General features: G+C 70.0%; 13 protein-coding genes. 6 read left to right on the forward strand and 7 right to left on the reverse strand.

Annotated elements, in window-relative coordinates; translation table 11 throughout:
* The first annotated feature begins 32 nt into the window (after positions 1–32).
* The 3 genes from LQK93_RS18620 (at position 33) to LQK93_RS18630 (ending at position 2,283) form a co-directional block, all read left to right on the forward strand.
* On the forward strand, positions 33–185 hold the full coding sequence (locus LQK93_RS18620) for a hypothetical protein (protein WP_374969251.1): 153 nt from the start codon (positions 33–35) through the stop codon (positions 183–185).
* A 507-nt stretch (positions 186–692) separates the two neighbouring features.
* Entirely contained in the window at positions 693–1,637 is a 945-nt protein-coding gene (locus tag LQK93_RS18625) for a cold-shock protein (RefSeq protein WP_374969252.1), read from the forward strand.
* Between the two features lie 250 nt (positions 1,638–1,887).
* Positions 1,888–2,283: a hypothetical protein gene (locus LQK93_RS18630; RefSeq protein ID WP_374969253.1), complete on the forward strand. Its 396-nt coding sequence runs from the start codon at positions 1,888–1,890 to the stop codon at positions 2,281–2,283.
* 76 nt (positions 2,284–2,359) lie between these two features.
* Here the strand turns inward: LQK93_RS18630 and LQK93_RS18635 are convergent, their stop codons facing one another.
* Both LQK93_RS18635 and LQK93_RS18640 read right to left on the reverse strand, forming a co-directional pair.
* Positions 2,360–3,547 (reverse strand): IS110 family transposase, encoded by a 1,188-nt coding sequence (locus LQK93_RS18635; protein WP_374969254.1) that lies wholly within the window; start codon positions 3,545–3,547, stop codon positions 2,360–2,362.
* A gap of 752 nt (positions 3,548–4,299) precedes the next feature.
* Positions 4,300–4,554, reverse strand: coding sequence for a hypothetical protein (locus LQK93_RS18640; protein WP_374969255.1), 255 nt, complete (start codon positions 4,552–4,554; stop codon positions 4,300–4,302).
* A 906-nt stretch (positions 4,555–5,460) separates the two neighbouring features.
* Here LQK93_RS18640 and LQK93_RS18645 point away from each other — a divergent pair.
* Both LQK93_RS18645 and LQK93_RS18650 read left to right on the forward strand, forming a co-directional pair.
* Positions 5,461–6,405 (forward strand): MEDS domain-containing protein, encoded by a 945-nt coding sequence (locus LQK93_RS18645; protein WP_374969256.1) that lies wholly within the window; start codon positions 5,461–5,463, stop codon positions 6,403–6,405.
* Positions 6,406–6,448: 43 nt separating this feature from the next.
* Complete coding sequence (locus tag LQK93_RS18650; protein ID WP_374969257.1) at positions 6,449–6,580, forward strand: hypothetical protein; 132 nt, start codon at positions 6,449–6,451, stop codon at positions 6,578–6,580.
* A 49-nt stretch (positions 6,581–6,629) separates the two neighbouring features.
* Here the strand turns inward: LQK93_RS18650 and LQK93_RS18655 are convergent, their stop codons facing one another.
* The 3 genes from LQK93_RS18655 to LQK93_RS18665 all read right to left on the reverse strand — a co-directional run bounded on the left by LQK93_RS18655 (position 6,630) and on the right by LQK93_RS18665 (position 9,455).
* The gene (locus LQK93_RS18655) at positions 6,630–7,484 is read right to left on the reverse strand and encodes an ABC transporter permease subunit (protein ID WP_374969258.1); all 855 of its coding nucleotides are present in this window, start codon (positions 7,482–7,484) and stop codon (positions 6,630–6,632) included.
* Positions 7,481–8,434 carry an ATP-binding cassette domain-containing protein gene (locus LQK93_RS18660; protein WP_374971545.1) on the reverse strand — a complete coding sequence of 318 codons (954 nt, stop codon included), beginning with the start codon at positions 8,432–8,434 and terminating at the stop codon, positions 7,481–7,483. Before LQK93_RS18660 ends, LQK93_RS18655 begins: the two co-directional genes overlap by 4 nt.
* A gap of 217 nt (positions 8,435–8,651) precedes the next feature.
* The gene (locus tag LQK93_RS18665; protein WP_374969259.1) at positions 8,652–9,455 is read right to left on the reverse strand and encodes a hypothetical protein; all 804 of its coding nucleotides are present in this window, start codon (positions 9,453–9,455) and stop codon (positions 8,652–8,654) included.
* A 116-nt stretch (positions 9,456–9,571) separates the two neighbouring features.
* Between LQK93_RS18665 and LQK93_RS18670 the strand changes: the two genes are divergently transcribed.
* On the forward strand, positions 9,572–10,843 hold the full coding sequence (locus tag LQK93_RS18670) for a phosphatidylserine decarboxylase family protein (RefSeq protein ID WP_374969260.1): 1,272 nt from the start codon (positions 9,572–9,574) through the stop codon (positions 10,841–10,843).
* A 68-nt stretch (positions 10,844–10,911) separates the two neighbouring features.
* Here the strand turns inward: LQK93_RS18670 and LQK93_RS18675 are convergent, their stop codons facing one another.
* Complete coding sequence (locus LQK93_RS18675; protein WP_374969261.1) at positions 10,912–12,030, reverse strand: hypothetical protein; 1,119 nt, start codon at positions 12,028–12,030, stop codon at positions 10,912–10,914.
* The gene (locus tag LQK93_RS18680; RefSeq protein ID WP_374969262.1) at positions 12,027–12,566 is read right to left on the reverse strand and encodes a SigE family RNA polymerase sigma factor; all 540 of its coding nucleotides are present in this window, start codon (positions 12,564–12,566) and stop codon (positions 12,027–12,029) included. The genes LQK93_RS18675 and LQK93_RS18680 overlap by 4 nt, the downstream gene beginning before the upstream one ends.
* Between the last annotated feature and the right edge of the window lie 170 nt (positions 12,567–12,736).

Below are 12,736 nucleotides of genomic sequence, written 5' to 3' on the forward strand. Positions count from 1 at the left end.
CTGCCTCGGTCCCCGGGGAGGAGACTCGAGAGGTGCGACTCAGGAACTATCCCTGCTGGGTCCTGGGCTACATGTTGCGCGTGAAGCCCGGCGACAAGGACGTCCTCGTCTGCCAGCGCTGCGGCGCCCAGGAGCTGTGGTGGATGAAGCGGATGCGCGACAAGGCTGACAACCTCTGGTCGTAGCAGCAGGATCGGCCACAGCGCACCTGCAACATCGACTGCGGCGCCGTGGCGTCCCACGCACACGAACATCGCGCCCGTCGAGGAGAAGGACATGACTACGGCAAGTACCGAGCCTCGCAAACCCCTGCTCTGTCGCCTCAACCTGCACCACAAGTGGCAGATGGACCACTCGCCCGGCCGAGGGGTGTTCCGTCGCTGCATCCGGTGCGGCAGGGACGATCGCGGCGCCGGCGACTGGCAGCGACCCTCACCCCCCTCCGCAGACAACTATTGACAGGCAACCCTGGACGTGGCTTCACCCAGTGGGGTCAGCATCGCTGCTGGAGCGACCACGCCGCTCGTTGGACGAGTCCGACCATGCCGCTGTCGGCGCGGCGCCGGGTGGCGTGGATGTCGCCGTCGGGCACTTGCCACGACGGTGCGAGCACCGTCGGGCGCCGGGCGCTTGTCGCAGCCCGTAGGGGACACTGGGGGAACGCCCACCTAAGCTTCGACAAGGAGTCAGCCGTGACCGAGGGAACCGTCCGCTGGTTCGATCCCGACCGGGGGTTCGGCTTCATCGCCCTCCGGCAGGAGGCAGAGGACCTGTACGTGCATGCGTCCGAGATCGTCAGCGACGACGCGATCAGGCTGCTCCGGGAGGGGCAGGTGGTCGAGTTCGAGATCGGCGAGGGGGACCGCGGCCCGCAGGCACGCCGCGTCCGGGTCACGGCCGACCAGGCCGCCGATACACCGCTGGGCGTGCTCGGCACCGTGTCCTGGTACGAGCCCGCCAAGGGGTACGGCTTCATCACGCCCGACGGTGGTGGTGCCGAGATCTTCGTGCACAGTTCGGCCATCGTGGGGGGCGGCGTGGTCTCGGAGGGGCAGCGGGTGGCGTTCCTCGTCGTCGACGGGGAGAAGGGACCGCAGGCTGACCATCTGCTCCCCTTGGGAGCCCAGGCCGCCCAGCAGGGCGTGGCATCCGACGGGGCGGACGGCACCGTGTCCTGGTACGACGTAGACAAGGGATTCGGGTTCATCACCCCCGAGTCGGGCGGCCCCGATGTCTTCGTCCACGTCCGCGCGCTGGCCGACGGGCTCCCCGAGCTGCGCGAGGGGGACCGGGTGACGTACGACATCGTCGTGAGCGAGAGGGGCCCGCAGGCGCGCGACGTGCGCCTCGCGCGCAGCTGGACACCGCCGGGCGCACCCGCCAGGTCGACGACCCGCGCTGGGTCGGGACGCCGGGAGGCATCCGACGTCCCGGCGCGCGGCGGCGAGGGAGTGGTCGCGCGCTACGACGCGGAGCGGGGGTTCGGCTTCATCGCCCCGGACGCGGGAGGTGCGGACCTGTTCGTGCACGTGTCGGTTCTGAGAGGCGCCGAGGCGCTGCACCAGGGCGATCGGGTTCGGTACCACGTGCGACAGAGCGATCGAGGACCACAGGCCGACCGCGTCGAACGGGTGTGAGCGGGACGACGGTCCGGGCGGAGCCGGTGCTCAGGCGTGTCCCGATCCCGCTGCATGCTCAGCCGCGACGAGCGCGTTCGGCGCAAGCCGTTCCAGCGTGGCAGCGGCTCCCGTAGCCTCCGACCCGTGACCGCACTCCGCCCACTGCTCCTGACCGGCGGTCCCGCGGTGGGCAAGACTACGACCGGGCGAGCCCTAGCCGAGACGACGGAGCGATGCGCATACATCGACGTCGATTGGCGTACGCCAGATGATCAAGAGCGGCGGCGTCGCACCATGGCAAGGCGCAGAGGGCCGCGCGCAGCATCTTCTGGGGATTCGCAACGCTGCCGCGTTGGTCGCCAACTTCACCGACGCGGGGATCAACGTGATCCTGACCGATGTCATCACTCAAGACCTTCTGAACATCTACCGAGACCTGGTGCCGGGTCTGGTGGCCGTTCGGCTGGCCTGCGACCTCTCGATCGCACGAGCGCGGGCAAGCAGCCGGCCGGTCTACCTCACTGCGGCCGAGTTCGAGATGCTTCATCGCCAACAGACCGACCCACTGGAGACCGACTCGGAGCTAGACGTGTCTGGCATGACGCTGGAAGCTCAAGTCGACGCTGTACGCCGGCGGTGGCGGCGCCGATCGCAAGACGTCTAGTTTTCACTGGCAGGAGTCGTCCGCAACTGCCGCATTGAGGGCGGCTACGCTCGCCCGATCATGGCTCCCTTCTGTGTCAAGACGCCGTCGGCAGAGGCGTTCTACGCTGAGGCTTGGCGGGTCCGGGAAGTGGCTTGTCCGAAGAGCCGGTGTGGGGTTGTGAGCCGGTCGCGCTGGAGTCAGAGCCGTTGCCCCGGTGCCCTCCCGGGCCCGTCACTGTGGTGATCCGGCCGGCTACGTAGTCGCCGAGCATCGTCCGGAACACCAGGTCGGACAGCCGCCGTTTGAGGCAGCGCATCGCCTCCATCGAGCTCTTCCCGGCGGCCTTCTTCCGGTCGAAGTAGGCGCGGCCCTCCGTCGGGGTGCGCAGCTGCACGGTGGCCATGATGTGCAGCACCCGGTTGATCTGCCGGTTCCCGCCCCGGGACAGCCGGTGGCGGATGTGGTCCCCGGAGGACGCGTCGATCGGGGCGGTCCCGGTCCAGGACGCGAAGTGGTTGCGGTCCGGGAACCGGGACAGGTCCCCCACCTCGACCAACAACCGCGCCGCACCGGACGGGCCGATGCCGTGCAGCCCCAGCAGTGAGGTCCCGGTCGCCGCGACGAGCTCCTTCAGCTCCTGGTCCGCGGCCTTCTTCCGCGCGTAGATCCGCTCCAGGTCCGCCACCAGCTCGGCCGCGACGCGTTTGCGGGTCTTGCCGACCGCGTCCCGCGGCCGGACCCCGGCCAAGATGGCCCGCGCCTGGGCTGCGGAGAGGTGCTTCTTCGCGCCACCAGGCAGCATTTCCAACAGGATCCGGTGCAGCTGGCTGATCTTGCGGGTGTGCTCGTCCCCGATCGAGCGGCGCCGGTCGACCAGCAGCTGGAGCACCTCGAGCTGCGCGTCCGTCACGACCGGTCGCAGCCCGGCCATCCGCGTGCCGACCAGGGCCACGGAGTGCGCGTCGGTCGCGTCGGTCTTGCGGCCCTGCCCGGTCGCGAACACCCGGGCCCGCGCCGACAGCTTCGCCGGCACGTCGACCACGTCCTGCCCGTCCGCGATCAGCCGGTGCGCGATGTGCCGCCCGATGCCCTCGCAGCCCTCGATCGCCCACACCCGGTCCGGCCAGGCGGCGACGTGCTCGAGCATCGCCTTGTAGCCCTCGACGGTGGTGTCGAACCGGCCGCCGCCGACCACGGACTCGTCGGCCGCCATCACCTCGATCGTCACGCTGCGCTTGTGCGGATCCATCCCGATCACGACCCGCGGAACCTGCTCCTCCATATGAACCTCCCTCGCCCGGAACCGATCACTTCGATGGGCGTGGAGGGCACCGCTACTTAGAGCAGAGCAATCCCTTCTTGAGCCTCTCCTGCCCGGCGATGCCCGGGCGGCGCAACCCATGAGTGAGCCACACGACCAAGCGTGGGCAGCCGCTATTTCGAGCGACGAGCCCGGGCACCTGAACCAGAGCCTGCGCAGGCACCGGTCCTGCCGTCAATGAAACAAGTAGCCGCGCTGAGGACGCTTGCTCCCGTCCCGGCCGAAGGCGGTGGATACGGCATCGCGAGTCTCACCTTGCCGCGCGCGCTTCGCGACTCAGAAGCATTGGGAATGGCAAGATCCGCCGAGTGAGGTGGCGCCGGAACAAGACCGCGAAATGGGTGGCCACGAACTCGAAGGACCCTTCAACGCTTGGCTCAACGAGGGAAGCGATCGCGCCCTCTGCGCGAAGTCGGCCAAATGCGCAGCTCCCGGCTACTCACTCAGCGGATCGTCGAGGTCTCTCGCGACCGACTGCCTCGCCCTACTGGCCATCCGTAGAAGCCGGTACGACGGGCTCTACAAGGCCCCCGACGGGCCACAGGTCTCATACCTCAGCTTTGGAGCGCCCCTCGAGCTCTGAACTGAATCGCACGTTCATGCGGCGCTGAGGACGTGCTTCCGGTCGCAACGCGCGTGCGCCTCCTGGCATACCTGGCGTCCTACCCCGGGCCCTTTCGGGCGTGGATGTGGTTCGTGTAGGGGAACCGGTCCTAGCGCGACGCGACGGAGGCGCGAAGCGCGGCTCGCCGCCTGCGCAGGCTCGCGATCAGCATGCCTTGGCGCCGCAGCAGCAGGCGACGCTCCGGGTTCGTGATGAGTCGGCCGCCGAACGGCACCAGCAGGGGTAGTTGGCGCAGACGATCCTCGGTGGCGCTCAACGCGCCGATGAGCTCTCGGATGCTCATTGAGGCCAGCTGCGGTGTCGACTCCTCGACGGGTGCGGCCAGGTTTGGCGCATACGTCATGTGGTTCTCCAATGCCAGAACGGTCACGGTTCCCGGTGTGCGCTGTCCGGTGTCCGGTTGGTGCCTCGATTACACACGGCCGGGCTGGCGGTCGATATCGGCAAACCTGCCGACGGCCATCGGGGCCTGCAGTCCGAGCCGACCCCATCTGCCGATAGCGGGCGTGGCTGCAGCCATGCGGACCAGGAAGCGCGCGGCTTCGGCCGCGGTCCGCCTCATTCTGAGGAGAACATCCACATGCGCATCGATCTCATCGCCCTCTGGGGCTGCCACTCCCCCTCCCGCGTAGGGCGGCACGGTGTTCCCGCCACCGCCGCCACCGGATCCGAGGTCAAGTCCCGATCGGTGGTGTATGACGGTGATCCGTCGGGGTTGTTCGCTTAGGTGGTGATGGCGCCGGCATACCTCAGGATTACAGGCGAGTTCGGCGTCCGAGCCGGGCCAGCAACCAGCAGGGAGGCGTCAGCGGCGCCGTTGGCGGAGTGCCTTTCCGAACCCGAGCATTGCGCAGTTGACCGCGCACACTGGCGGGACCCGCGGACGTGCGTGTCAGCGACTCGGCGGACGCGGCGGGCGTTTCGGTGATGATGACCTTCCCGCCCAGGTCCAGGCCGCGACGAACCCAGGCAGGACCCCAGCCCAGCGCTCCCCCCTCCGTGGCGTGCAGCAGAAGGAGATGCCCGTCCCAGACGGCGGCCGCGGCATCCGGATCGGCCGCCACCCGGGGTAGACCCGCCGCGCAGGTCCGCGCGGTCGAGAAGGAGGGACGTTGTTCCCGCTGCCCGAGCGTGGATCGCCCCCACTGGAAGAAAACGATTGGCCCGCCCGGGCCCGTGGGGTGGCCACGGGGTACGGTTTGAGGGAGTCGGGAAGCCGACATGCCGTCGGTGGTCCGGCCGCGATGCCATGAACGACGAGCGAGCCTCGCACCCGCACTTCCGCCACGACGTCCTGATCCACGACGATGACGCCGCGCTGGTCGACGCGACCCGTCGCTTCGTCCGACAGGGCCTGGACGCGGGTGCGGACGTGCTCGTCCACGGCACCCGCAGCAGGATGGTGATGCTCGAGCAGGCGCTCACAGCCCATCCGCGACTCACCTACGGGTACGACGAGCAGATGTACGTGGCGCCCTCGCAGACCCTGTTCGCGTACCAGAGCCAGCTCGCCGGACGGGCACCGGGGTCGCGGGACGTCTGGGTCACGGGCACCGTGCCGCTGGGGGCGACGAGCGCGGCGCAGGCGGCCTGGTCGCGCTACGAGTCGGCCGTGAACGAGGCGCTCGGGTCGTTCCCGTTCCAGGCCATGTGCACCTACGACACCCGGTCCACGCCGCCCGAGGTGATCGCCGCCGCCCGCGCCAGCCACCCGGGCCTCGACAGCGGCGAGGGCAGCGTGCCCTGCCCGGACTACCGCCCACCCGCCGCCTTCCTCGCCCTCCCCCTGGCGAAGGTGCCGCAGACGCCGCGGGAGGCGCCGCAGCTGGCCACCGATGTGTTCGGCCTCGACGACCTGGTCTCCCTGCGCGGCATGGTCCGGGCCACGGCCCGCTCGGCCAGTGCTGTCGCACTCGACGCCATCGAGGACCTCATCGTCGCCGTCCACGAGGTGACGGCCAACAGCGTCATCCGAGGCGCGCCTCCCGTGCTGGTGAGGATGTGGGCCAACCTCACCCAGATCGTCGTCCAGGTCGTCGACGACGGTCCCGGAGGCGTGGACCCGCTCGCCGGCTATCGGTTCCCCGACTTCGACGGCGCGCTGGGCCTGTGGGTGGCCCGGCGAGTGGTCGACGACCTGATCATCGACACCCCGCGCGACGGCGGCTGTCGCATCCTGCTGATCAAGACCTGACGCCGCCCATTCACGGCTCCCCCCGGGCGCCCATGACGCCTCCGTGCGCGGCCTGAAGTGGTTCGGCGGCTGGGCCGGGCGACGTAACGCGCGCCGGCGAATCACGGTGCGCGTGCCGGGTGAGGTCGACATGAAGATCGAGGTTGGCTGGCGGGTCAGCGCTCTCCGGATCTGATCCTGTGAGGTCTTGCGGGAGAAGGCCGGGGGTGCGGCGGTGGCGGGGGTCAGGCGTCGCGTCGTCGCAGTCGGATGGCGGCGAGAAGCAGGACGACGGCGGCATATCCGCAGAAGAGTCCGAAGCCGGTCCAAGGACCCAGCGCGGAGGGGTCGGTGTGCACCTGCATGACCCCTTCGCCGACCGTGCTCGGCAGGTACTTGTCGATCGGGTCCGACCAGGAGGTCGGCAGGAACCGCACGATGATCGGCAGGACGAACAGCACGCCGAACAGCGCGGAGATCGCGCCGGCGGTGTTGCGCAACAGTGCTCCCAGTCCGAGCCCGAGGAGGCCGACCACGGTCAGGTAGAGCGCGGCGCCGAGGACGGCACGGAGCACGCCCGGGTCTCCGAGCCCTGCCTGCAGGTCCTTGCCCCTCAGGATCGACTGCCCGACGAGGAACGCAGCCAGCACCGAGGGAACGGTCACCACCAGTGTCACGACGGCGAACACGACGGCCTTGGCCCACAGGACGGGCAGGCGGGACGGGACGGCCGCGAGCGTGGCGCGGATCATCCCGGTCGCGTACTCACCGGTGATGAGCAGCACACCGAGGACGCCGACGGCCAGCTGGGCCAGGAAGATCCCTGCCAGGCTGCGCGAGGTGGGGTCGAAGCCGGCCGCCTCCCGGGCGTTGTGCGGGGGCCAGTGCGCAACGGTCACGGACGGCACCAGGACGGCGAGCCCGAGGATGAAGACCACCGCGGCAAGCATCGAGAAGACGGTCGAGCGCAGCGAGCGGAGCTTGGTCCACTCGGACAGCACGACCCGGGCCTGGGTGACCTTCTTGGGGGCCGCAGCACTCGGGCGCTCCCGGGCGCCTGCAGTCGCGCTGCTCGCGTTGTTCGTGGTCGCGGTGCTCACCGGTTCGCTCCAGCGGTCGTGAGCGCGCTGCCGCCCTCGGTGGTGGTGGTGGTGCCGTGGTACTCCACAGCGTCCCTGGTCAGGTCCATGAACGCCTCCTCCAGCGAGGTCTGCTGGGGGGCCAGCTCGAGCAGCGTGATCCCGGCGGCGCCGGCGGCGAGGCCGACCTCGTCGGTGCTCAGCCCGCTGACCTCGAGAGCGTCCCCGCCGGTCGCCTCGACGCGCACGTCGCGGCCGGTGAGGACCGCCGACAGGGCGGCGGGGTCGGTGGTGCGGACCCGGACCCGGTTCCCGGAGGCGCTGGCGATGAACTCCTGGACGCTGGTGTCGGCGATCAGCTTCCCGCGTCCGACGACGATCAGGTGCTCGGCGGTCTGGGCCATCTCGCTCATCAGGTGCGAGGAGACGAACACGGTGCGGCCCTCGGCGGCCAACGACTTCAGCAGGGTTCGGATCCAGCGGATCCCGTCGGGGTCCAGCCCGTTGACCGGCTCGTCCAGGATGATCGTCTGCGGGTCACCGAGCAGCGCCGAGGCGATGCCGAGCCGCTGCCCCATCCCGAGGGAGAAGGTGCCGGCGCGCTTCTTGGCGACCTCGCGCAGCCCGACCAGGTCCACCACCTCGTCGACCCGCCGCCGGGAGATGCCCGCCGTCTGCGCCAGGGCGAGCAGGTGGTTGAACGCGCTGCGGCCCGTGTGGATCGACCGGGCCTCGAGCAGTGCGCCGACCTCGTGCAACGGGGACGCGTGCTCGCGGTAGGCCTTGCCGTTCACGCAGACGCTGCCGGATGTCGGGGCGTCCAGCCCGAGGATCATGCGCATCGTGGTGGACTTCCCGGCGCCGTTGGGCCCCAGGAAACCGGTGACCACCCCAGGCCTCACGGTGAAGGTCAGGTCGTCCACGGCGGTCTTGGTGCCGTAACGCTTGGTCAGGCGCGAGGCCTCGATCATGGGCAGCTCTCTCATCGTCGACGTGGAGCGAAGAACCGGGCCGTCCAGCAGGGCCTGGACGTGGTGTCCCGAGCTCGCGACCCTGTGCGGCACGGGAGCAAGGCACGCGCAGCGTGCCTGATCCACCTGTGTGCGCGCTGTGGCCGCTGCGCCGGACGCCGGCGCGATGGGGCTGCGTGCGCCTGCCTTCCACGAGCGGTGGTGGTCCAGCGGTGACTCAGTCGAGGGCCGCCGGGCGAGCCCTTCCGCTCGTCACGGCCCACCCGACGATGCCCGCGATCGCGGCCGCCCACACCACCGTGACCAGTCCCGTGCCGAACGCCAGGCCGCCACGCGCCGCCGAGACGCCCATCCAGTCGGCGACGGAGGCCCCCAGGGGGCGGGTGATGACGTATGCCGTCCAGAACGCGAGCACGGGCCCGCGCCGCAGGCGCCAGTACCCGAGCGCGGGAACCGCGAACGCGGCGGCGAAGAGCACCGCAGAGCCCAGGTACCCGAGTCCGAGTACCACCGCGGTGAGGTCACCGGCGGCCGTCCCGAGCGCGAACGTGGTCAGCACGGTGGCCCAGTAGAAGGCCTCACGACGCCTCGTGTCGATGCTGTGCACCGACAGGGTCCCCTCGAGGCGGTGCCACAGACCCAGCAGCAGCGCGAGCACGACTGCGAAGCCGACGGTCGAGACGGCATACGGCACACCGAACCCGACGTGGGCGACGTCGGCAGCGACGGTGCCGAACACGCTGACCATGGCCACGGCGGTCCAGTAGATCCACGGCACGTAGCGCTTGGCGGCCAGCTGCATCGCCAGCGCCGCCACGAGGGCCAGGCCGGAGAGCCCGACGGCGAGGACCGCGCCGATGGTGTGGGCGAGATAGTCCGAGGCGGTCTCACCCATGCCGGTCGTAAGGACCTTGAGCACCCAGAAGAGCGCGGTCAGCTCGGGGACCCGGGCCAGACGGGCCTGAGTTGGGCGGGTGGGGGTGGCGCGGGCCTGCCCGGTGGCGGACTCAGGAGTGATCACGACCGTGATGGTGCCAACCAGAGTTGGACGTTCCCTGACATGTCAGGCAGCCACCCCGTATGACGGGCTAGGGCTCGTGCCATGTGACGGCCGGACGCATCAACTAGTTTGGCGTGATGACACCTCCCTCTCCGGAGATCGACGTCAAGCGCCGCGCCGGCTGGCTGCCCCAGGACCAGGACGCGCTTGAGGCCTGGCTCGCCGGGCACCGTGAACGGGTCGAGAGTCACGGTGAACGCCAGCTGCACCCCGTCGTCCAGGAGTTCGCGCAGCTGATCGACGGCGATCCGGTGCTTCGCATGTACGCCGAGCGGATGATCGCCGAGGTCCCGAGCGGGAAGCCCTACAGCAAGCGGCACCTGCAGAGCGTGGACCAGCTGCTCCGGCTGATCGACGAGGTGCTGACCGTGGCGCCGGAGTTCGGCGAGGAGCACGTGACCCTCCCGCTCGCCGCGATCCTGGACTGGACGACCGGGACCAGGTCCGGGTTCGCGTTCTACCGAGACTCACGGGTGAACGCGATGCTCAAGAAGCTGCTCACCGTCTGGTGCGAGTTCCTGAGCAGCCCGGCGTCGCTGTACGTGCTCAATGACTCCGACACCGGGTGGATGTCGCAGGCGGCCCGTCGCGCGATCGGCATCGAGCAGTACCGGCACGACCCCGCTGACCCGCACTGGGGGTTCACCTCGTGGAACGACTTCTTCACCCGGCGGTTTCACCAGAAAGCCCGCCCGGTCGCCGAACCCGACGACGACGCGGTGATCGTCAGCGCCTGCGAGTCGACGCCGTACAGCATCAAGACCGGCGTCCAGCGACGTGACCGCTTCTGGCTGAAGTCCCAGCCGTACTCGCTCGAGGACATGCTGGCGGGCGACGAGTCGGTCGACCAGTTCGTCGGGGGCACGGTCTACCAGGCCTTCCTCAGCGCCACCAACTACCACCGCTGGCACGCTCCGGTGGCTGGCACGATCGTGCGCGCGTTCGTCCAGGACGGCACGTACTACTCCGAGGCTGACTCCGAGGGGCCGGCCGCGGTGGAACCGACCAACTCACAGGGCTATCTCGCCCACGTCGCGACACGGTCGATCATCCTGATCGATGCCGACGATCCGGCGATCGGGCTGGTGGCGGTCGTTCTCGTCGGCATGGTCGAGGTCTCCTCCTGCGTGATCGCCCCACCGGTCACCGCCGGCTACCACGTGGCCAAGGGCGACGAGCTGGGCCACTTCCAGTTCGGCGGCTCCACGCACTGCCTCATCTTCCGCCCAGGCGCCATCGCTGACTTCAGCCTCGGGGTCCTGCCACAACCCGAGAACCCGGACGCGCCCCTCGTGCTCGTGCGCTCGAAGCTCGCGACGGCCACCGCGACCAGCAGAGCTGGTGGCTAGGCCCTTCACGGCGCTGCGCATAGGGGGTGCACCCCGTCGCGAGCTGGACGTGTCCCGGGCGCAGGTGCTCAGAGCTCGACCACCACCGTCCACGGCCCGCTCATGTGCCGGGGGCGGACGGTGACGGTCAGGGTGCCGTCCAGGATGTCCACGGACGGGAGCGACTGGTAGCCAAGGCTGTTGCTCAGGTCGGAGTCGAAGAAGCTGAGCCAGCCGTCGCGGACCATCGGGTTGGCGGTGGTCGGCTCGTCCGGGGCGTTCTTGCCGTTGACGGTGAGCTGGATCTGCCCGGTCGTCGTCGGCATGACGTACGCCCGCGCCGCGTCGCGCGGATACGGAGTCGCCAGCCGGACGGTGACGGGCGCGTTGGGGTCCGGGCCGCTGTGGATGGTCGTGGAGGGTCCCATCCGACCCCACGCCCGGGTGTCCGCAGCTCCGGTGAAGGGGGCCTTGCCGACCGGATAGGCCTCGAACGGCACGGCAGTGTAGATCGCCACGGGGATCGTCGTGGGTGGGTGGGGAGTCGTCGTGTACGCCCACATCCTCAGGTGCCCGTCCCTGACTGGGAGCGATGCCATCCAGTCGGCGATGCCCGGGCGTGGCACGTCGGGTGCGCACCCGCTGCCCGCGAAGCCGGGCCACTGCACCTGGACCTTCTGGCTGCGTGAGTCCATCGAGCCGCTGAGCGACAGCGGCTGCCCGGTGGCAGCAGAGCAGCGGTAGAGCGCGAAGTACGGTCCGCCGGTGGCTGGCAACGTCACATCCAGCGGCGTACCGGAGAACCGGGTCGCGGGCAGGCCGATCGTCCCGATCCTCTCGACCGGCACGTGCACGACCCTGACGAGGTGCATGCCACCGGTCCACGTGTCGAAGCCCTGCAAGGGCGCCGTCGGGGCGGGCGCGCCCGTCGGTCGGGTCACGGGAAACGTCGGGGTGGGCTGCGGCGCGTCCCAGGTCGTGTCCCCCGCCGGCACCGACGGGTGGACGGGTCGTGCGCTGAGGGCAACGGCGGTCACCGCCACCACGAGGGCCGCCACGAGTCCGCCGGCGACGGCCGCTACGCGCTGGCGTGCGGCTTCGCGTCGGGCGCGGGACCGCACGGCCGCGAGCGTCGACTGGGGGTCAAAGGGCCTGTCGACATCGGCGAGCCGGTCGAGCTCGGCACGCAGCTCGTCGGTGCTCGTCATGGCTCGTTCCTCTCGTCGGCAACGACCAGCGGCCCGGGAGCGTGGCGCTCCGGGACAAGATGCTCGGAGACGCGGAGCCGGTCCAGGGCCCGCGACTGGTGCGCCTTGACCGTCCCGATGCTCACCCCGAGGTGGTCAGCGGTCTGACGCTCGGTCAGGTCGTGGAAGAAGCGCAGCACGACGACGGCGCGCTGCTGCGGTGAGAGGTCGGCCAGCGCCTGCGCGACCGAGTCCTCGGCGACGACCCTCTCGGCGGCATCCGGCGCGACGCACTCGGGAAGACGCTCCGTGGGCAGTTCGCCGCGCCACAGTCGCCGGGACTGGGTCAGGTACTCGTTGACGAGAATCCGCCGGACGTAGGCCTCCGGCTGCTGAGCCTGGGCCCACCGTCGCCACGCCTTGAGCAGCGCCGACTGGACGAGGTCTTCGGCCGCGGCGTGGTCGCGCGTCAGCAGATACGCGGTCCGGTGGAGCGCCCCAGACCGCGCCAGGACAAAGTCTGCGAACCCCTCGGGCTCGATCTGGTGACCCCACATACCCCTCAGACTGCCTGGACCCGGGCAATGGTTGACGGACCTTCGCCGTGTTCTGCGAGGAGCTCGGGTTCCCGGCAAGGGCAACGTCCCGTCATTCCACCTTCTCCCCCACCTTCCCGGCTCGGAACGCCCCGGGAACCTACCCCGTCGTCCCGGACGGATTTCTCGGC

Origin of the sequence: Terrabacter sp. BE26 (genome assembly GCF_041941675.1) — a bacterium.
Lineage (GTDB): Bacteria > Actinomycetota > Actinomycetes > Actinomycetales > Dermatophilaceae > Terrabacter.

Excerpts from the sequence above, each read along its gene's own strand:
- LQK93_RS18630 (WP_374969253.1), top strand. The coding sequence starts at position 1,888 with ATGATCAAGAGCGGCGGCGTCGCACCATGGCAAGGCGCAGAGGGCCGC.
- LQK93_RS18635 (WP_374969254.1), bottom strand. The coding sequence starts at position 3,547 with ATGGAGGAGCAGGTTCCGCGGGTCGTGATCGGGATGGATCCGCACAAG.
- LQK93_RS18640 (WP_374969255.1), bottom strand. The coding sequence starts at position 4,554 with ATGACGTATGCGCCAAACCTGGCCGCACCCGTCGAGGAGTCGACACCG.
- LQK93_RS18645 (WP_374969256.1), top strand. The coding sequence starts at position 5,461 with ATGAACGACGAGCGAGCCTCGCACCCGCACTTCCGCCACGACGTCCTG.
- LQK93_RS18660 (WP_374971545.1), bottom strand. The coding sequence starts at position 8,434 with ATGATCGAGGCCTCGCGCCTGACCAAGCGTTACGGCACCAAGACCGCC.
- LQK93_RS18670 (WP_374969260.1), top strand. The coding sequence starts at position 9,572 with ATGACACCTCCCTCTCCGGAGATCGACGTCAAGCGCCGCGCCGGCTGG.
- LQK93_RS18675 (WP_374969261.1), bottom strand. The coding sequence starts at position 12,030 with ATGACGAGCACCGACGAGCTGCGTGCCGAGCTCGACCGGCTCGCCGAT.
- LQK93_RS18680 (WP_374969262.1), bottom strand. The coding sequence starts at position 12,566 with ATGTGGGGTCACCAGATCGAGCCCGAGGGGTTCGCAGACTTTGTCCTG.